The 19675-nt window shown below is 68.8% G+C and carries 17 protein-coding genes; 3 read left to right on the top strand and 14 right to left on the bottom strand.

Translation table 11 applies throughout. The annotated features are described in order from the left end of the window. Window positions 1–31 precede the first annotated feature (31 nt). From ALI44B_RS08725 to ALI44B_RS08735, 3 genes are read right to left on the bottom strand one after another with little or no spacing between them, the layout of a single operon-like run. Window positions 32–1471, bottom strand: coding sequence for an FGGY family carbohydrate kinase (locus tag ALI44B_RS08725; protein WP_077054340.1), 1440 nt, complete (start codon window positions 1469–1471; stop codon window positions 32–34). Further along, window positions 1468–2916, bottom strand: coding sequence for an FGGY-family carbohydrate kinase (locus tag ALI44B_RS08730; RefSeq protein WP_077054341.1), 1449 nt, complete (start codon window positions 2914–2916; stop codon window positions 1468–1470). The genes ALI44B_RS08725 and ALI44B_RS08730 overlap by 4 nt, the downstream gene beginning before the upstream one ends. 16 nt (window positions 2917–2932) lie before the next feature. Beyond that, complete coding sequence (locus tag ALI44B_RS08735) at window positions 2933–3772, bottom strand: class II fructose-bisphosphate aldolase (protein ID WP_077054342.1); 840 nt, start codon at window positions 3770–3772, stop codon at window positions 2933–2935. A 316-nt stretch (window positions 3773–4088) separates the two neighbouring features. Here ALI44B_RS08735 and ALI44B_RS08740 point away from each other — a divergent pair, with 316 nt between their 5' ends. Then, entirely contained in the window at window positions 4089–4655 is a 567-nt protein-coding gene (locus ALI44B_RS08740) for a dihydrofolate reductase family protein (protein ID WP_077055472.1), read from the top strand. A gap of 44 nt (window positions 4656–4699) precedes the next feature. On the opposite strand, the gene ALI44B_RS08745 is transcribed toward ALI44B_RS08740, so the two are convergent. After that, window positions 4700–5638, bottom strand: a complete 939-nt coding sequence (locus ALI44B_RS08745; RefSeq protein ID WP_077054343.1) for a ketopantoate reductase family protein — start codon at window positions 5636–5638, stop codon at window positions 4700–4702. 81 nt (window positions 5639–5719) lie between these two features. Between ALI44B_RS08745 and ALI44B_RS08750 the strand changes: the two genes are divergently transcribed. Beyond that, window positions 5720–6268, top strand: coding sequence for a TetR/AcrR family transcriptional regulator (locus ALI44B_RS08750; RefSeq protein ID WP_077054344.1), 549 nt, complete (start codon window positions 5720–5722; stop codon window positions 6266–6268). A 54-nt stretch (window positions 6269–6322) separates the two neighbouring features. On the opposite strand, the gene ALI44B_RS08755 is transcribed toward ALI44B_RS08750, so the two are convergent. The 5 genes from ALI44B_RS08755 to ALI44B_RS08775 all read right to left on the bottom strand — a co-directional run bounded on the left by ALI44B_RS08755 (window position 6323) and on the right by ALI44B_RS08775 (window position 10540). Beyond that, on the bottom strand, window positions 6323–6766 hold the full coding sequence (locus ALI44B_RS08755; protein ID WP_077054345.1) for a VOC family protein: 444 nt from the start codon (window positions 6764–6766) through the stop codon (window positions 6323–6325). Window positions 6767–6807: 41 nt separating this feature from the next. Further along, on the bottom strand, window positions 6808–7551 hold the full coding sequence (locus ALI44B_RS08760; protein WP_083709778.1) for a D-alanyl-D-alanine carboxypeptidase family protein: 744 nt from the start codon (window positions 7549–7551) through the stop codon (window positions 6808–6810). Window positions 7552–7637: 86 nt separating this feature from the next. Continuing rightward, window positions 7638–8324, bottom strand: a complete 687-nt coding sequence (locus ALI44B_RS08765) for a response regulator (RefSeq protein WP_077054346.1) — start codon at window positions 8322–8324, stop codon at window positions 7638–7640. After that, window positions 8317–9570, bottom strand: a complete 1254-nt coding sequence (locus ALI44B_RS08770; RefSeq protein WP_077054347.1) for a sensor histidine kinase — start codon at window positions 9568–9570, stop codon at window positions 8317–8319. Before ALI44B_RS08770 ends, ALI44B_RS08765 begins: the two co-directional genes overlap by 8 nt. A gap of 106 nt (window positions 9571–9676) precedes the next feature. Beyond that, window positions 9677–10540: an alpha/beta hydrolase gene (locus ALI44B_RS08775; protein WP_077054348.1), complete on the bottom strand. Its 864-nt coding sequence runs from the start codon at window positions 10538–10540 to the stop codon at window positions 9677–9679. 50 nt (window positions 10541–10590) lie between these two features. Here ALI44B_RS08775 and ALI44B_RS08780 point away from each other — a divergent pair, with 50 nt between their 5' ends. Continuing rightward, window positions 10591–11481, top strand: coding sequence for an alpha/beta hydrolase family protein (locus tag ALI44B_RS08780; RefSeq protein ID WP_077054349.1), 891 nt, complete (start codon window positions 10591–10593; stop codon window positions 11479–11481). Here ALI44B_RS08780 and ALI44B_RS08785 read toward each other — a convergent pair. The 5 genes from ALI44B_RS08785 to ALI44B_RS08805 are packed head-to-tail and all read right to left on the bottom strand — an operon-like array spanning window position 11404 to window position 19625. After that, on the bottom strand, window positions 11404–12495 hold the full coding sequence (locus tag ALI44B_RS08785; RefSeq protein ID WP_077054350.1) for an ROK family protein: 1092 nt from the start codon (window positions 12493–12495) through the stop codon (window positions 11404–11406). The two genes, ALI44B_RS08780 and ALI44B_RS08785, sit on opposite strands and share 78 nt — an antisense overlap. Window positions 12496–12498: 3 nt before the next feature. Continuing rightward, window positions 12499–15324: a CIA30 family protein gene (locus tag ALI44B_RS08790; protein ID WP_077054351.1), complete on the bottom strand. Its 2826-nt coding sequence runs from the start codon at window positions 15322–15324 to the stop codon at window positions 12499–12501. A gap of 37 nt (window positions 15325–15361) precedes the next feature. Then, on the bottom strand, window positions 15362–17869 hold the full coding sequence (locus ALI44B_RS08795; protein ID WP_077054352.1) for a glycoside hydrolase family 2 protein: 2508 nt from the start codon (window positions 17867–17869) through the stop codon (window positions 15362–15364). Further along, window positions 17866–18690: a carbohydrate ABC transporter permease gene (locus tag ALI44B_RS08800; RefSeq protein WP_077054353.1), complete on the bottom strand. Its 825-nt coding sequence runs from the start codon at window positions 18688–18690 to the stop codon at window positions 17866–17868. Before ALI44B_RS08800 ends, ALI44B_RS08795 begins: the two co-directional genes overlap by 4 nt. Next, window positions 18687–19625, bottom strand: a complete 939-nt coding sequence (locus tag ALI44B_RS08805) for a carbohydrate ABC transporter permease (RefSeq protein WP_077054354.1) — start codon at window positions 19623–19625, stop codon at window positions 18687–18689. Before ALI44B_RS08805 ends, ALI44B_RS08800 begins: the two co-directional genes overlap by 4 nt. Window positions 19626–19675: the final 50 nt, after the last annotated feature.

Below are 19675 nucleotides of genomic sequence, written 5' to 3' on the forward strand. Positions count from 1 at the left end.
GCCCGCACACGACGATAGCGCCCGCGCCGCCTCAGGCCCGGGCGTCGGCGGGATCGATGTAGCCGAGCGCCGCCTGCGCCGCGTGATGCTGCTCCGCGATCTGCGGTTGCAGGGGCGTCTGCGGCAACTCCGTCATGGTGACGGGCCACGAGGGAAAACCCCCGTCGAGCGCGGCCACGGCCTGCATGGCAGTGCCCTTCGTCACGTATTCGTCGAACTCGGGAACCAAGAGCGGTGGCGCGACCATCTGTGCGAGCACCTTCTGCACGGCCGGGTTCTTCGCGGCGCCGCCGATGAGCAACAGCCGGTTGGTCTCGACACCGCACGCGTGCAGCGCATCGAGCATGGCCACCTGGCTGGCCAGCGTGCCCTCCACCACGGCCCGCGCGAAATTGGCGCGCGTGAAGTTCGTCAGCGTCGCCCCGTGCAGCGAACCGCGGGCATGCGGCAGATCGGGTGTGCGTTCACCCTCGAAGTACGGCAGCAGGGTCAGACCCTCCGAGCCTGCGGGGGCGTCGAGCGCGAGATCCGAGAGTTCGGCATACGTGCAGCCGAGCAGACCGGCCCCGAGGTGCAGATTGCGCGCGGCGTTCAGCGTCGCCACGAGCGGCAGGTGGTCTCCCGTCGCGTCGGCATAGCTGCACACGTAGCCGGCGTAGTCCTGCACCGGGTCGGCGGTTCGGGCATAGACCACGCCCGATGTGCCGAGGCTCAGCACGGCGTCACCCTCCTCGAGGCCGAGCGCGAGGGCCGCGGCCGCGTTGTCGCCACTGCCCACGCCGAGGGGGATGCCGGCGGGGATGCCCGGGATGCCCTCGCCGGTGACACCCGCGCGTCCGAGTGGATCGAGCACCTCGGGCAGCACGGCGCTCCTGCCCAGCGCGTGCTCGAACAGGTCGAGGGTGTACTCGCCCGTGACGCCCGACCAATACCCGGTGCCCGAGGCCTCCGACCGGTCCGTCGTCAGCTGATCGATTCCGCCCGTACCGGGGCCGAAGCCCATCAACCGCCACGTGAGCCAGTCGTGCACGATGGCGACGGCGTCGGTGCGTCGCGCGGCCTCGGGGTCGGTGTCGCGCAGCCACCGCAGTTTGGGCGCCGTGTCGGAGAGCGTGAGCGGCAGACCCGTGCGGCGGATCCACTCGTCGCGGCCGAGCTCCTCGTTGAGGGCGAGCATATGCGGGTGTGACCCGGTGTCGTTCCAGAGCGGCGACGGGGCGACCGGTGTGCCCCCGGCATCCAAGAAGATGGGCGTGTGTTGCTGCCCGCTGACCGAGATCGCGGCAACATCGTCGAGCCCACCCGCATGGCGCACGGCCTCGAGCAGGGCGCGCCACCACACCTCGGGGTCGACGATGCTGTCGGGCGGATGGCTCGCCTTGCCCTCGCGCACGCGCACACCCGTTGCGACGTCTCGCACCGTGACCTTGCAGGCCTGCGTCGATGAATCGATTCCTGCGACAAGCGTCATCGCTCCAGGCCCTTCAGGTCATCCCACTGGGGGCGGATGTCGGCGTCCCATTCCGCGAGCCGATCGCGGCGACGGTCGTCGACCTCGACATCGCGGGGGTCGCAGTCGAGCCACGAGCTCGGGGCACCTGACGCAAGCGCCTGGGCGCCCCGGGAGACGACCTCGGAGACCTGAGACACGCTCAGCGGAACTCCCAAAAGGTCGGCCTTGAGCTGCAGCCACAGGGGGTTCGCGCTGGCGGGGCCGATGACCTTGATGACCTCGGCCTGTTGCCCGAAGAGGTCGAGCACGTCTCGGAACTGCAGAGCGAGCCCGAGGAAGCATCCGAAGATCAGGTCCGCGGCCGTCGTGTCGGTGCGGATGCCCGACATCACGCCGCGGGCCGATGCGCGCTTGGTGGGCGGCGGGCTGCCCCGGAACTGCGGCAGCACGAGCGGCATGGCGTCGAGGTCGATATCGCCGGCGGCATACCGTTCGGACAGCTGGGCCACGTGGCCCGACAGCTGCTCTGGGGTCAGCGACAGCAGCGATTGCAGCGTGGCGAAGGCCGAACCACCCGTGGGGATCGACGCGAAGAGCGTGAAATCGTCGCCCGTGCACGCGATGCCGTTGGCGAGCTTGGTGCGGGCGGTCTGCGCGTCGAGGCGGGGTGCGTCGCGCAAGAAGAGGAGCCCCTCGGTGGTGCCCGTCGAGTTGAGCAGCTCGCCCGCGCGCAGGTCGGCACCGACGCCGCCGACAATGTGGTCGTGACCGGCCACGTGCACGCGCACGCCATCAGAGAGCCCGAGGCGCGCGGCGACCGACGGGCTGAGCGGCTCGCCGACCCGGGCCGGGCGCAGTTCGGGGAAGAGTGCGACGTCGAGGCCGAGCAGGGCGGATGCCTCGGCCGACCAGGTGCGGGTCGTCAGATCGAGCGCCATGGTGCGACTGGCGAGCGAGTACTCCGACCAGCGCACGCCCGTCAGGCGTGCCGCCACATATTCGGCCACGTTGAGCCACTGCGCATCCGAGGCGTCGTCGGCGTGCGCGACGGCCCAGGCGGCCTTCGACAGGCCGTAGTTCGCGTTCACCGGCAGGCCCGTGATCTCGTAGATGCGCAAGCGTTCGGCGTCATCGAGAGGCGCGAGCAGATCGGCCCCACGATGGTCGTGCCACAGGATCATGGGCGAGGCGAGGCTGCCGTCCGCGCGTACGAGTCCACCCGATTCGCCCACGCCCGTGACGGCGACGCGCTGCATGCTCGCGCGGTCGGCATCCTCGAGCCCCCGGATGAATCGCTCGATGTAGCCGGTCAAAGCATCCAGGTCGTAGATCTCGCCCCAGGCGTCGCGCACGGTAGGTGTCGCGTGAGTCTCCGAGGCGAGGGGGATGCTCGAGGCGTCGAACGCGCGCAGCTTGACGCTCGTCGTGCCGATGTCGATCGTGATGGTGGGCAGCATGTGCATGCGCGGGGCCGAGTCGTCAGGCGACCGACGGGTTCAGCGTGCGGATGCGGCGCTCGACCACATCGGCGATCGCGGTCACGGCCTCGGTCGAGACGCGGATGAGCGACACCTCGTTGGGATTGGCGTTGAACGATTCGCCGAACGTGCGGATCATGGCGTTGCGCAGGTCGCTGGCCACGTTCACCTTGACCACGTTGAACTCGGCCAGGCGACTCAGCTGCTCGGCGGGCAGACCCGAGCCTCCGTGCACGACCAGGGGGACGGCGCTCGCGTCGCGCACCTGGGCCAGGAGATCAAAATCAATGGCCGCGGTCGGCGAATACCCGTGCACATTGCCCACCGACACAGCGAGCATGTCGGGGTTCACGGCGCGCACGAAGTCCTCGACCTGGGCCGGGTTCGTGGTCGACTCGATCTCGGGACCGTGGTCGTCTTCCTTGCCCCCGATGCTGCCGAGCTCGGCCTCGAGCGCGAGCGTGGCGGGAGTCAGCCCGCGGGCGATCGCCGAGATGCGCACGTTCTCGTCGTAGGGCTCCTCGGATGCGTCGATCATGATCGAGGTGAAGTCAGCGGCCAGGGCGTCTTCGACGGCCTGCAGGTTCTTGCCGTGGTCGAGGTGTAGCGCCACGGGCACGTCGGTGTCTTCGAGGCGGCGGGCGACCATGTCGTAGATGTAGGCGTAGCCCGACAGCGCCACGTTGGTGGGCGCGACCTGAATGAAGGTCGGCACCTTCACGCGGTCGATGGCCGCCACGATGCCCATCGTCGTCTCGAGGTTGGTGGTGTTGAAGGCACCGGCGACGAGGCCGCGCTCCCCACACTCGGTGATGACGTCGAGACCGCTGACCAAAGGCATGACATTCCTTTCGAGTTCGGACGCGCGCGCCCTCGACCTGCGGCCCGGGCGGCTGGCTCAGTGGGCCGAGCCGTCGAAACGCGCTTCGTCGCGCCGAACATCCTTCGCTTCGTTGTGCGGCGCGGGGCGCGCCGCCCCTCGTACTCTAGCCCGGCCAGTACGTATAGTCCAGTCTGTACGTACAACAGGCGACGGGCGCAGACCAATGCATCGCTTCGCCGCCAGTCCAATCGAGAATGCGGAACGGATGTCGGTGGCCATCCCTACGATCGTCAAGACCTCCCCCCTGCCGCCGCTACCCTTCGAAAGGCACGACATGACAGACCCCCGCACATGGACCGGCTGCGTTTTCATCGGCATGAGCCTGGATGGCTTCATCGCGCGGCCCGACGGCGACCTCGACTGGTTGACCGACCCGGCGGTGCGGCCACACACGGCCGAGTCGACCGCCCACCCTGCGCTCGAGTGGGAGACCTTCTTCCCGACGGTCGACACGCTCGTCATGGGGCGGTCGACCTATGAGACGGTGCTCGGGTTCGAGGAGTGGCCGTTCGGGGGCAAGCGTGTGATCGTGCTCAGCACGACCCTCCAGGCGGATGACCGCGTCGCCGTGGCGCGCACGGTGGACGAGGCGCGTGGGCTCCTCGACGCCGAAGCTGCCGCACGGGTCTATATCGATGGGGGAAGAACGATCCAGTCGTTCCTCGCGGCCGGGCTCGTCGACGAGCTGACCGTGTCGATTGCGCCGATCCTGATCGGACAGGGCGCCCGGCTCTTCGGTGAGCTGACCGAGGATGTGCACCTCACGCTGCGTGGCCACCACAGCAGCGAGGGCGACGGGCTCGTGCGCGTGACCTACGACGTGAGCCGCGCGGGTCTCTGACCGCGAAGATGGACCCGCAGGGCGCGCGCGGTGCGGCGGGGTGGTTACGCGCCGCGCAGCGCGTGCTCGAGGCGCGGAACCGCGATGCCGAGCTCGCGGGCGGTGCGCAGGGTGTCGTCGAGGACCGCTCGGGGTTCGGCCGCGTTGGGGTCAGTGTGCGCCGCCAGGCTGGCCCGCGCGATCGGGAGGGCCGCACTGGCCGCGGCCGTCAGCGCGCCGATCAGCAGAGGGAAACGCGTGGGGATCGCCGCCGCGCGGTGCCTCCGGAGATCGACGCCCCGCGCGGCCAGCACGGGGAGCAATTCTCGGCTTGTGAGAAAGGCACCACGGAGCGCCCGGGGGTCACCCACCATCTTCGCCAGCCCGCCGACGCGCAGAGCCTGCGAAAACATACCGGCGTCGAGGGCGACGTGCAGCATCAGCCATCCGCGCATGTCCTCTTCCTCCCTCCCACCGATGCCGGCTTGCGCGAAGGCCGCTCGCGCCACCCGATGAGGTTTTGTGGCCGCCGTATTAGATGCACCCAGGATGACCGAGCCGACCAGCGCGCCCCGCAGGACGCCGTTTTCGTCGAAGCCGCCGCCCGCCTGCGGGAAACCGAAGACGACCTGGTCGGCCGGGAGCGGCGCTATGGCGTCGAGGGGCTCTTGCCAGATGTTGCCGAAGACCAGCACGGGCGCAGCGCCGATTCGCGGGGCGAGAAAGGCGGCCGCCTCGCTCAGGCGATGATGCCCGACACTGAGCACGACGAGGTCGAACTCATCCCCCGGGTCGATCGACTCGCGCAGTCGCGGCGCGAAAGTGGCGCTGGTCTCTCGACCGAGGGGTGCGAGGCGACCATCGATGATCTCCATCTGCACATCGGTTGAATAGTCGGCGGCCCGCCCGGGGCGCACGTAGAAATCGACCTCATGGCCCGCCGCCTGAAACGCCCGACCGTAAATCGTCGCGATGACTCCGCGACCGAACATGAGAATTTTCACGACGTACCCATCCGATAGTGTGGAGGTTGTCTCCACTTAGGACTATATGGAGACTGTCTCCACATGTCAACGGAAAGTGCCATGCCTGAGGAAAAACCGCTGAGAGCCGACGCCCGCCGCAACCGGGACGCGATCATCGCGGCTGCGCGGTCCGTCTTCGAACACGACGAGCAGCTGCGCTTCGACGACTTCGCGGCCCGGGCCGGCGTCGGAGTCGGAACCCTCTACCGACACTTCCCCACGCGCGAGGCGCTGGCGGCCGCGGTCTATCGCGGCGAAGTGGTCGCGCTGTGCGAGCAGGCCCGCGACTCGACGGGACCGGCCGCCGAGAGCCTAGACGCGTTCCTGCGCGCTTTCGTCGACTACGTGGTCGAGCACGCCGCCCTCGCGCGCACACTCGCCACGGTCGTCGACCCCGCCACCCAAGCCGAGGGCGGGAACGAACTCGAACGCACGCTCGCCGACCTCATGGGTCGGGCCGCTGCAGACGGGGTGATCCGAGATGACGTCACCCCGGCATCCGTCATGATCGCGTTACACGGCATCGGCGGCGCCACCGACCGGCCCGAGTGGGTGGCCGAAGCGCGTGCGGTCGCGGCTCTCATCATCCGCGGGCTGAAAGTCGACTAGCGGCCAGGGTTAACCGGCGGCTCGGGTCGATCGGATGCCGGCGCCGCGGTCCATTCAGCCGGCCGGGATGAAGACGCAGAACGGGTGGCCCGCCGGGTCGGCGAAGACGATGAGACGTTCGTCGGCGTCATCCGCACGGTCGTCGAGAACCGTGGCACCCAGATCGAGGGCGCGCTGCCGCACGGCCTGCAGCTCAGCATCTGAGGCGACCTCGAAATCGAGGTGCATCATCTGGGGGCGCGGACCCTCGGGCCAGGTGGGTGGAGGCATGCTGGGCACCTTCTGGAATGCGAGGCGCCGCACACCATCCGCGTCAGTCAAGACGAGGAAGTTTGCATTAGAACCTTCGGGTGCGCCGTCGGTGCGCGGCTCATCCCCCTCGATATAGGGAAGCCCCGTGAGGTGGTGGTAGAACTCGGCGAGCGCCCGCGAATCTTCGGCGTCGAGCACGAACTGGCGCAAGCGCGGGGTCGGCGAAGAAGTGCGAGTCTCGGTCATGCCCCCATGGTGCTCCGCGCTCACCCCGATGTCTAGACCCGTCAGGAGCCGGAGGAGTCCGTGAGGAGGGGCGGGCAGACGCCCTTGTGGGCCGTGAGTTCGAAGTGCCAGTTCTCGTTGGAGTAGACCTGGCAGAGGCCGAAACGGGCGCCGGATGATGTCAGCCACTCCATGGCGTCGACCGTCGCGACATCGGCGGCCTGGCCCGCGAGGTGCTTCGACGTCGTGCCCGGCATAACCCAGCGCGACGCCTCCTGCACGCTGCCGTATCTATGGACGGCCTGCTGGAACAGGTAGCGCTGGTAACGCTCGCTGCGCCATCCCGCCGTGAGCGTGATCTCGGTGCCGTTGTCGGCGCGGGCGGCCGAGGCGGCGCGGCGCAGGGCGTCGAGGAGGGTGGGGTCGAGGTTGGTGACGGCGGGGACGTCGTCGCTCAGCCCGAACCGCTCGCCGTAGACCGGGTAGCCGTCGTCGGCCGTGAGCTCGGACGAGTCGATGTCACCCTCCGCCGATCCGTTATCGGCCGACCCACCGGACGAGTCGTCACCCCAGGTACCGTCGCCCGAACCATCCCCCTCGCCCGGCGCCGCGGCAGAGTCGCCGCCCCGGAGACCGTCGACGAGCGTGTGCCCGGGGTTGTCGAGCGCATTGCGGGCGGCCCCGCAGCCCGTGGCCGACACGAGCACGAGCGCGGCGAGGAGCAGGGCGCCGGCGGCACGGCGGGGCGAATGCGACGGTGACAGCACCGGCGAAAGTAGCGGCGGAGACAGGGTGTTCTTGTTCATACCCTCAGCTTTTCGCGGCAGCTGGGGGCGGGGAACGGCGGGCGGTACCGCGTCGGATCATCCCATCGACGCGTTTCGCCGGTACGTCAGACCCGGTCTTCGGTCAGCCGGTGGTCGTGCGCGAAGACGACGAGCTGCACGCGGTCACGCAGCTGAAGCTTGCTCAGGATGCTGGAGACGTGGCCCTTGACCGTCGACTCGCTGATGAACTGCCGCTCGGCCACCTCGGCGTTAGTTGCACCTTGGGCGACCGCGAAGAAGACCGCCCGCTCGCGCACGCTCAGCTGGCGGAAGATCTCGGGCGCCGGCGTCGGGGCGGCGCGCTGCACATCGGCCGAGAACAGCTGCGACAGCTCGTCGGGTGCCAGGACGGTGTTGCCCGCGTGCACCGTGCGGATGGCCTCGGCCAGGAAGCTCGGCGTCGCATCCTTGAGCAGGAAGCCGCTCGCGCCCAGCCGTATCGCGGTTGCCGCAGCGCGATCGAGCGCGAAGGTGGTGAGCATGATGACGCGCGGTTTCGAGGGGCTTTCACTCCCAGCATCCGCCCCGAAGATCGCGCGCACCGTCTCGACGCCGTCGAGCACAGGCATCCGGATGTCGAGCAGCACCACCTCGGGCCCGAGTTCGTCGATCAGGCGTAACGCCTCGCGCCCGTTCGCCGCCTCACCCACGACCGCGAAATCGGGCTGCGCTTCGAGCGCCACACGCACACCGCCGCGGAACAGCTCCTGATCGTCGACCAGCAGGATGCGGATGGGCGCGCTGTCAGTCATGACGAACCACCCCCGTCGCCGGCGCCGGGGAAGAGGGCGACGCGGTCACAGACGCCGCCGCGGGTGCCGACCTCGGAGCCGACCCGGATGCCGGCGAAGACACCGACTCGGCCGCCGTCACCGGAATGCGGGCCCGCGCGGTATAGACGCCGTCAACGGCCTCGGCCTCCAACATGCCGCCCATCCCTTCGACGCGTGCGCGCATTCCTCGGACTCCCGACCCCGAGCCGGGGTTGCGGGTGAGTCCCACTCGATTCTCTACCTCGATGACGACGTCGTGAGCGCGCCAGGTCTCGCGAAAGGCCACGGGCTGACGGGCATCCCCGTGTCGGATGGCGTTCGTCAGCATCTCCTGAGCCACGCGACGGATGACGAGGCGCAGGCCCGCATCGTGCAGCCGCGGCTGGCCCCGGACGACGCGCTCGATGGCGACGCCCGACTCGCGAACCTGCTCGATCAGGGCATCCAGGTCGATGGTCTCGTCGTCGATGCCCGCGGCCGGGTCGCCGTTCAGCACCTGCCGCACCTCGAGCAGCGACCGCCGGGCCGTTGCCGCGATGGTCGCCGAAACCTGCCGCAACCGAGCCTCGTCGTGGATGAACTCGGTCGAGTCGGCCTGCGCGATGATCACGGCGAGCGAATGCCCCACCACGTCGTGCACGTCGCGCGCCATCGTGGCCCGCAACCGCTCGAACTCGGCGCTGTCGAGCGCCTTCACCATCTCGGTCTCGGCCTCGACGCGGCGGCCGGCCTCGATGCGCTGCGAGCGCAGGGCCCGCACGGCGAACCCCAACAGCCAGGCGGATGCGAGCACGACGACGGGTGCGACCGACGCGGCGATCTGCCCCTCGGTCGAGCCGTAGGCCATCTGGGCGTAGCGCGTTCCCGTCTGCGTCAGGTAGGAGGAGGCCATGATGCCGCCGGCCAGCGCGGAGACGGCTGCGGCGCCCAACTCCCAGCGGGTTCCGCGGCGGGCGCACGCGTAGAGGACGAGGAGGAGCGCGAGGTCGGCGAAACCCGGGCGCTCGCTCAGGACGAGCTGGGCGATGGCGAGCAGCCACACTAGCGCGAGGCTGGCGAGGGGCGAGACGTTGCGGCATCCGATCGCCAGGAAAGCGAGCAGGGCGGTGAGGATGCCGGCGGCGTTGACCTCGAGCGGCGGGAACACGGCCAGCAGCGCGACGACCAGACCGGTGGCGACATCGACGAGGATGAGCCGGCGGCGGTCGCGCAGGAGGTCGATCATGCGGCGCACCGCGGCGGGTGGCCGGGCCGGGTCGCCTCGAATGTGTTCACACGGTTGACCCTATGCCACGGCCGGTCAGACACCCCGAGTGCAGCCGAAGCATTTCTCATTGCGGGTCAATGAGGCTTCGCGCGCGCACCCACTCAGAAATGTGATCGATCGCCGGGCGAAACGCCGGGTCGAGTGGCCGGTTGAGGAAGGCGTGCGCCGTCCCGGCCATCACGCTGTAATCGGTCTCGACACCGGCGGCCACGAGCTCGCGCCCGAACTGCCCGCCCGACGCGCGCATGGTGTCGCGGTCGGCATCCAGCAGGAGGGACGGCGGGAAGCCGCTCAAGTCGTGCCCGCCCGCGAACGCCGTCGGATCACGGAGAACGGCGGGATCGCCGACATAGATGCGGTTCAGGATGTCGAGCAGCGCCGCCGAGTGCGAGTATCGGCGATGGCCCCGCGACCGAGGCCGGTCCTCGCACGGGCCCTTCGGAAGGCGCGCGTGGAAGAACCCGTAGGTGAAGAAAGTGCCGAGAAGCGGAGCGTCACCGTCGGCCACGAGCCGCATGACGGCACCGGCCGAGAGGCACGCGCCGGCGCTCGCACCGCCCAGGATGACGCCCTCGGGGTGCTGCTCCTGGACCTGCCGCACGACCGCGACGACGTCGTCGAGCGGCACCGGGAAGCGGTTGCGCGATCGCGCCCGCCGGTTGTCGGCGGTGTGGGCGGCGCGGCTCAGCGAGGGGCGAACGAGTCGATAGCCCACCGCGGTCGTCGCGATCCCCTCGGCGGCGAGCGCCCGCGCCACCTGATCCGACTCCGGCAGCTCCAGGCTGCCCCGGATGAAACCTCCACCGTGCACCCACACCACGTGCGCGGCCGGGCGCGGATGCCCGGGGTCGACGTATTGCCGAATCGGGACGCCGCCGTGCGGCCCCGGCACGACACTGTCGGTGACCTCGATGCTGTGTTCCCCCATCCGCTCAGCCTATGACGGCGCCGCATTCGACCCCGGCTACCCTTAACAGAATGCAGAAGAACGCGGGATGCCGGTGGGTCGAGGTTCACGACGACGAGACCGGGGCGCCCTTCCCGGTGTTGGTCATGTATCCGACCGATTCGCGCGAGCAGCCGACCCAGCTAGGCCCCTACACGGAGAGCGTCGCCCTCGACGCCGAGGTCGCCCCGCCCGCCGATGGTTCGCGGTATCCGCTCGTCGTCCTGTCGCACGGCAACGGCGGCTCGCCCCTGCTCTACCGTGACCTCGCTGCGGCGCTGGCTCGCGCCGGTTTCGTCGTCGCGGCGCCCACGCATCCGGGCAACAGTATCGGCGACAACGCCTCCTATGGGCGGGTGGCGAACCTGGTCGACCGGCCGCGACATGTGGTCGAGGTCATTCAGTTCATGCTGAGCGACCCTCGTTTCGCGCCGGTGGTGCGCCCCACGGATGTCGGCCTCATCGGGCATTCGATGGGCGGCTACTCGGTGCTGGCCGCCGCGGGCGCCGTGCCGACGGCTTTCGCGCGCGAAACCGAGTCGGGCGAACCCGAGAAGCTGCACCCGCGCACGAGTCGTCGCGTCGGGGCGCTGGTGTTGCTCGCGCCCGCGACGCCGTGGTTCCAGGAGGAGACGGCGCTGCGCAATGTGGAGGTGCCGATTCTGCTGATGTCGGGCGAACACGACAAGCACACCCCCGCGTGGCAGGGCGATATTGTGCTCGACGGCGTGCCCGACCGTGCGCTCGTGCGGCACGAGATCGTCGAGAACGGCGGCCACTTCTCGTTCCTCACCCCGTTCCCCGAGGTGATGCAGAACGCGAGTTTCCCGCCCTCCCAAGACCCGTCAGGCTTCGACCGCGAGGCTTTCCACGCCCGCATGAACGCCGACGTCGTCGCCTTCCTCACGGACACCCTCGGCTAGATCGGGCTGCGCCGACTGCAGCTCGGCCGCACCCCGGGGTGCCACGTCGCACGCCCGGTGCACCAGGGCCGCGGCACCGACCAATGGGCCGTCTCCCGCAAGACCCGTCGGTCGGATCGTGACGGCGGAGGCGTAGGGGAACAGCGCGCTCTCTGCCGCCGCCGCCCGCACCAAGTCGATGTAGTCGGGCGCCACATTCGCGAACCCGCCACCGATGGCGACCGCCTCGAGATCGAGCAGGGTTGTCACATTACTGATCGCCAACCCGACGGCTTCGGCCGACCGCCGCACGGCGGCTCTCGCTATGGGGTCGCCGTCTGCGTACGACGCGGCGAGCTGCTCGCCCGTCCGCCCGAGCCAACCTCGGCTCTGAGCCCATGCCACCGTGCGTGGCCCGGCCGCGATGCCCTCGAGGGTTCCAGAGTCGCTCGGGCCGCCTGCGTCCGCGGGGCGCAGACGCAGCTGGCCGATGTGGCCCGCATTGCCCGACGCACCCGAAACCATGTTCCCATCGAGGATGATGCCGCCGCCGACGCCGGTGGACACGACGATCGCCATCGAATGGCGGGCACCGCGGTTGGCGCCCCGCCACCGTTCCGCCAGCGCGATGCAGGTACCGTCGAGACGCAACACCACCGGCACGTCGCGGCTGTCGTCACCCAGCTCTGCCCGGACCGCCCGCGCGACCACGTCGACGACCGGGAACCGATCCAGAGCGGCCAGATTCTTAGGGGAAACGGCACCCCGCGCCAGGTCGACAGGGCCGGCGGATCCGATGCCGACACCGACGATCCGGGCGCCGCGCGGCGCCGTCCGCAGCACGTCGACCACCACCCCGACGATGTTGCGTGTCAGCCCGGCGGCATTACCGACTCCACCCGTGGCGGCCCGCGCGGTGCTGCCCGGCACGAGGAAGCCCTGGTCGTCGACCAATGCCGCAGCCACCTTCGTGCCACCGATGTCGACGGCGAGCGCGAGAGGACTGCCGTGGTGCGAGGGATGAGTCCCGACCATGTGTCAGCCCGTCCGGCCCCGGCGTCGTCGAGAGGCGGCGATAACGAGGCCCGCTCCGAGAAGGGCTAGTGCGAGGACCCCCAACACTCCCCCGTCCGCACCGGAGTTCGCGAGCCGCGCGTCAAGACCCTTGCCAGCGTTGGGCGCTGCGCCTTCGGCCCCGGCAACGCCGGGATCGACGAGGACGGGCGATTCCGTCGACGGAGGAGGCGTCGGAGAGGGAGACGGAGTGGGCTCGGTCACGGGTGGCACCACGGCCGCCGGTGCGGCCAGTCGCACATCGTCCACCGACAAGGTCCCCGCGCCCGCCCCGCCGAGGTAGAACGAGAACTCGGTCACCTGGGTCGGATCGAGCACGCCCTCACCGGCCCAACTCGGCGGCGCGAAGTCGTCGAAGGGGATCTCGATCTCGGTCCAGTCGGCGCCCGGCATGGGCACCGTCGCCTCCCAGAACGCGCCACCGGCCACGAATTGCACGCTCAGGTCCTGGTCGGAGCTGCCTCCGCGCGCCGTGAAGGCGAGCGAGTCGTATCCCCACCAATCATCGGCCGCCGCGAGTTTGTGTGTGACGCCGGCATAGCCGGGGCCCGCCAGGTCGTAGGTGAACTCCGCAGTCTGCCCGTCCGGGCTGGAGGCATCACCCGCGGGAGCTTCTACCAGCGCACCGGCGATGGCGCCGCCACCCGTGTTGCGCACGTAGGCCGCGTTCACCGACGCGGCGTCGGCATAGGACTCGAAGTCCTCGATGACGCGATCGGTATCGGGCAGCGGAGCCGCCTCGAACGTCGCCGATCGAGGGTCGGAGACCGTCTCGCCCGCGCCGTTCACGGCTACGACCGTCCAGACATACGTGGTTCCCGGCGCGAGTTCCACTGCGGGATCGAGCGTCGTGCCCCGCAAACCGGTCAGGGCGACGAGCGGTTCGGCGGCACCTTCGGCGCTCAACGTGAAGCGGTAGTACGCCGCATCGGGGGCCTCCGTCCAGACGAAGCGTGGGGTCGCACGCACACCCTCGGCGCCGTCGGCGGGAGCACTCAACGCGAAGACTCCCGGTGCCGACGTCGGCACCGCGGCGGCCGAGTGCACCGTGACGGATGCCAGAGCCACTCCGGGCATCAGCGCGACGCGAACGGCGGATGCATCCTCGAACACTCCGGTGTCCACAACGTCGCCCACGCTTGCACCCTGGACGCGCTGCCAACCCGCGTCACCGCGACGAACCTCGAGCGAGATGCCGCCGGCAGGGGCGGCTCCGGCCGCGGAACGCACCTGCACGCGGTTGATCCGCTCTCCGGCCCAGGTGATACTGCCGCCCGATCCGCCGGCGCGGGCGATCGCGCCCCGCGGCGTTCCCTCGAGCACCACGCCGGAGTGTGCGGACGCGAGCGAGAAACTCTGCAGCGGATCCGCGAGCAGGTTGGCGTCGGCCCCCGGCTGCGCGGTCTCGGAAGCCGGCCCGACAGAGCCGTCGGGCTTCACGGGAACGACCCGGTAGCGCGAACCCGGAGCCGGCGCGAGGTCGGTCACGGGTGAGGCTTCGGCCGGGACGGCTCCCGCTCCGAGAGACGTCCACGTGATCCCGTCCGTCGACACCTCGACACGGTAGGTGGCGGCCCCTGCCGTCCCGCGCCACGCGATCTCGTTCACCCCGTTGACGTTGTCGACCGATGTGATGTGGGCCTGCCCAAGGGCCAGCGTGCCCGTCTCGGAGCCGAGCGCGCGGCTGAAGCCCGTGATGGCGGAGACCTGCTCACGCATCTTCCCCGTCGTTCCCGGGTAATGCAGTGTGAAGCCGTCATCGTGGGGCACGAACCCGCCGCGGTCGTCGTGGCCGAAGAGGGACCACAGCATCATTCCCGAGACGTCGTCGTTCGCAACGAGCGGGTCGAGCAGCGCAGGCGACGCCGAGTTCGAGCCGTATTCGCCCGCGATGTAGACCTTTCCCGCTGCCACGACCGCTGCCGCATCCGCTGCCACCTTCTGGGCGGTCGGCGGGTAGTAGTGCACATCGACGATGTCGAGGTCGGCCGAGGCCAACGTATCGGGATCGATGTCGAAGCGGCGGCCGGCCGACACCAGTTGTTCGGGCGCGCGCTCGCGAATGAAGGCGACCTGTTCGTCGATCCAGGGCAGCGTCATCCCCTCGAGTTCGTTGCCGAGCTCCCAGGCCAGGATGGTCGGGTCAGCCGAATACGGCACGCCGGTCAGGGCGTTGGTGCGGCCGACGATACGGTCGACGTACTCCTGATAAGCGTCGATAGCTGCACGATCTGTGTAGAAGTCGGCCGATTTCAGGCCCAGGGGCGTCGTGAAATCCCGGTGCCCGCCGTGGTAGTACTCCCATTCATCGGTCAGAGGCAGAATGAGCCGGATGCCGCGCTCCCCCGCATAGGCGATCGCGAAGTCTATGGTCGCGAACGCTTCTTCGTTGTAATCGCCGAGGGACGGCATGATGGCGAGCGGGTTGGCGCCGTTCTGACCCGTGGACGTCATCATGTGCGACCGCAGAACCGTCAGCCCCATCTCGTCGGCCGTATCGATGGCGTCCTTGATGCGGAAGAAGGTCGGATAGTCGACCCCGCCAACGTTCTCGTCGAGTCCCAACCAGTAAGCGTTCGCCCCGTTGAACCGGAACGGTTGGCCGCCGAGCCGCAGGGCGGCGCCGTCGCGCGTGACGAATTCCGTGTTCTGGGACGTCCAGTCGCCGGTCGCCGCGCTTGCAGGGGACGCGGGCGCCCCCGCAAGGGTCAGCGCCGTGAGCGATGTCAGGGCGATCGCGCCGGTCGCGACCGCGGCGATCGCTCTGGTTGTCAGGGTGGGTGGTGTCATCGTGGGCTCCTTCGTCCAGCGGTGAAAACGTCGGGGCTCAGCGCCAGTCGGCGACGAGCTGGTTGGCCGTGCGCACGACGCGTGGCGAGGCGAGCGCCGAAGCATCCACCTCGGCGTCGAGCAGCACATGGAACGTGTGCGTCTCGCCGGGCAGTAGCGTGACGAGCATGTCGTCGACCACAGCCTCGGGCGACACCTTGTCGACGAGCAGGGCCAGGTCGCGCAGCAACACATCGGCGGTCACCGTCACGGCGTAGCCGTCCGATACGCGCTCGACCTCGACACGCGGGCTGGATGCCTCGATCGACGAGTCCCGGCATTCGGTGTAGAACCAGAATGCGCGGTCGCCGCCGACCGTCGCCATGAGCACCTCGCCCGCGGGGTCGGTGGCCTGCGCGACATCCGTCGGCACCTCGATCGACGTCGAGGAGCGCGGTTCGAGGGCCAGGGCAGCGGTCGAGGTGGCCAGCACGGTGCCGTCGAAAGCGAAACGGGTGATCTCGACCGTGTCCACCCAGGCATCCGGCCCGTCGTTGACCACCGAGACGACAAGCGAGCTACCGTCACGCGGCTGGATGGTGACGAGCCGGTCGGCGTAGACATGCTTCAGGGCATAGAGCAACGGTTTAGCGCGGCCGTAGCCGTCCACCGCAGCCCACGACGTCACAGGCCAGCAGTCGTTCAGTTGCCAGACCACCGTGCCCATGCACCGAGGACTGAGCGACCGGAAGTGTTCGATGGCGTAGGTGACCGCGTTGGCCTGGTTCAGCGACATGGCCCAGTGCCAATCCTCCGTGTCGTCGGGCAACGGCAGGTGCGCGACGAGACCGTCGGTGAGCTTGTCGTTGCCGTCGGTCGCCTTCTGGTGCGCGATCATGCCGGGCGATTCGGGGGTGAGCGGAATGTCCGAGATTGCTCGTTCGATCGTCGACCACGTGGCCGGCCCCTGCCAGCCGAATTCGGCGACGAACCTCGGCGAGACGTCGCGGTACGCCGGATAGTCCACGCGGTTCCAGTGCTCCCACAGGTGCACCGAGCCGTGGTCGGGGTCGTTGGCGGGAATGTCGATGCTGCCCGACCAGGGTGACCCCGCCGTGTAGGCGCGGCCCGGGTCGAGTTCGGAGACCAGCCGCGGGAGGAGGTCGAGGTAATAGCCGAGCCCCCACGTGCGACCCTGCAGACGTTTGCCCCAACCCCACTCCTCGAAGCCCCAGATGTTCTCGTTATTGCCGTTCCAGAGCACGAGGCTCGGATGCGGCATCAATCGGGTGATGTTGTCGCGCGCCTCGGCCTCGACCTCACTCCAGAGCGGCTCCTCCTCGGCGTAGCTCGCGCAGGCGAACAGGAAGTCTTGCCACACCATGATGCCGCGCTCGTCGCACAGCTCGTAGAAGTCGTCGCTTTCGTAGTAGCCACCGCCCCAGATCCGAAGCAGGTTCATATTGGCGGTCTCGGCCTGATCGAGGCGGGCGCTCAGGCGCGCGCGGTCGACGCGCGTCACGAACGCGTCGTCGGGAATCCAGTTCGCACCACGCACCCAGACCGGCTGGCCGTTCACGATGAAGCGGAATGAGGTTCCTTCGGCATCCGGTTCGAGTTCGACGACGACGGTGCGAAAACCGATGCGCAGGGCGCGGATGTCGAGCTCCGTGCCGTCGGCCAGCGCCCCGTCGACAACCCGCACGGTCAGGTCGTAGAGCGGCTGCTCGCCGAAGCCCCGCGGCCACCACAGGTCGACGTCATCCACCACGAGCTCGACGGCAACCGACGACACACCACCCTCGGGGACCGCTCCGGTGATCGGCACCTCGGCGCGGACTCCCGCCACCTCGGCGACGACCGTCACGGCGCGATCATCCGACCGTTCGACATCGACCTGCACCGACACGTGACCACGCGCGGGCGCATCGACCGTCACGATCGGGCGCACGGCCCCCAGACGCGCGCCCTGCCACGACTGCAACGTCACGGCCTTCCAGATGCCGGCCGACGCAGCATCCAGCCCCCAGTCCCACCCGAAATTGCAGGCGGCCTTGCGGATGGCGTTGAACGGGTGAAAGTACGTGTGCGGGCGGTAGCCGATGTCGAGGCTGGCCTGATCGGCGAAGGCGACGGGCGACCCGAAGCGCACGACCAACTCGTTGTCGCCCTCGACCAGCAGGTCCGCGACCGGCAGACGGTAGGTGCGGTGCTGGTTGCGCGTCGACGCGACCTTCTGGCCGTTGAGCAGCACCGTTGCGACCGTGTCGAGGCCCTCGAAAACCAGATCGTGGCGGTCGCGGCCGTCAGCATGCCACTCGAACGTGGTGCGGTACTCCCAATCGCATTCGCCGATCCACGTGACCTTCTGCTCGTTGCGGTCGAGATAGGGGTCGGGGATGAGCCCGGCCTCGAGCAGATCGGTGTGCACGAGACCCGGAACGCGCGCGGGGACCGAGACATCCCTCAGGTCGGCGGGCACCGGGCCCCGCAAAGCCCGCAGCGACCAACCGTCATGCAGGGTGCGCGTGGTCACGGTGGACAGGTCGGCGGTGGTGAGGGTCATTTCGTTGCTCCTGAGGTGAGGCCGTTGTAGATGTAGCGCTGAAGAAAGAGGAAGGCCAAGAGGGTGGGGATGATGACGAGGATCGTTCCGGCGGCGATGACCTGCCACTGCGAGCCGAACGGGCCCATGAAGCGGAAGAGCGAGGTCGAGATCACCCCGAGCTCCTGCGACGGCATATAGAGGAACGGGATGTAGAACTCGTTGTAGATGGCGATGCCCTTGATGATGATCACGGTGGCGATCGCGGGCTTCAAGAGCGGCAGGATGACGCGCCAATAGATGGTGAAACGGTTCGCGCCGTCGAGCATGGCCGCCTCGTCGAGTGAGACGGGGATGGACGACATGAACTGCAGGAAGATGTAGATCGCCACGATGTCGGTGCCGGCGAACAACAGGATGGCGGCGCCGCGCGTGTTAAAGAGGTCGAGCGCCGAGATCACCTGGAACGTGGCCACCTGGGTGGTCACGGACGGCACGAGGGTGGCCAGAAGGAACAGTCCGAGCACGAGCTTGCGGCCGCGGAACCGGAAGCGGTCGACCGCGTAGGCCGCCATCGTGCCGATCAAGATGGTGCCGGCCACCGATACCACCAGGATGATACCGGTGTTGATGAATCCCATCACCATGCCACCCTGCGAGAACGCGGTTGCGAAGTTCTCGAAGTTGAGCCAGTTCGACGGCGGGGTGAGCGGGCCGGTGGTGCGCTGCTCCTGGTCGGTCTTGAAGGCCAGCATGAAGATCGTGACGAGGGGCACGATCGCGAACAGGCTGGCGACGATGAGCGATAGGTACTTGAGGGTCGTGGCGACGGCGCTCTTCACGATTCATCCCCTCTCTCATCGGGGAACACCCGACGCTGGACCGCCGTGATGACGAGGACGATGATGAGCAGGACCACGGCCATGGCCGAGGCGAGGCCGACCTTCGAGAACTTGAACGCCGTATTCACCGTTTGAATCACGAACGTCTCGGAGCCGTTGGCGCCGCCCGTCATGATGTAGGGCATCTCGAAGGCCGAGAGGGCACCGGCGATGGCGAGGATGAACGACAACCCGAGGATGCGTCGGATGCTCGGCAGGATGATGAACCGGAACTTGTGCCACGAGTTAGCTCCGTCGAGATCGGCCGCCTCGTACTGTTCGGCCGGAACGGACTGGATGGCCCCCAGGAAGAGCACGAAGTTGAGGCCCATGTAGCGCCACACCGACGTGCCGGCCAGCGAGATGTTCACGAGCGACGGGTCGCCCAGCCACTGGCCCGGGTCGTGGATGCCGACGGCCGCGAGCAGCGCGTCGAGGGTTCCGCCCGGCCGGAAGAAGTAGAGGAAGACCAGGCCGATCGCCACACCATTGATGAGGTAGGGGAAGAAGATCACGCCCTTGAAAAGGTTGCGGAAGCGGGTCTTGAAGCTCAGAAGGGTGGCGAAGTACAGCGCCAGCACGAGCTGCGCGACGGCGCCCGCCAGGTAGTACAGGCTCACGAAGAAGACCTGGAAGATCTCGGGCTGGGTGAAGATCTGGACGAAGTTGCCGAAACCGACGAACTCCTTCTCGGGGTCGAGGCCGTCCCACGACGTGAGGCTGTACCAGAACATGTTGCCGACGGGGATATAAGTCAGCACGATGAGGAAGGCCAACGGGATGATGAGGAACAGCCAGGGTGTCGTGCCCGAGCCGGTCAGCCGGTTGCGGCGGCGCGACGAGATCGGAGCGAGCGCGCGGGCGGTCAGGGCAAGATCGCCCTTGAGTGTGGACATGCGTCTACCTTCGATTCGTTCGATGGTTGACGCCGTGGCCCCGCCACGCT

The sequence above is a fragment of the Leifsonia sp. ALI-44-B genome (assembly GCF_001984125.1).
GTDB lineage: Bacteria > Actinomycetota > Actinomycetes > Actinomycetales > Microbacteriaceae > Okibacterium.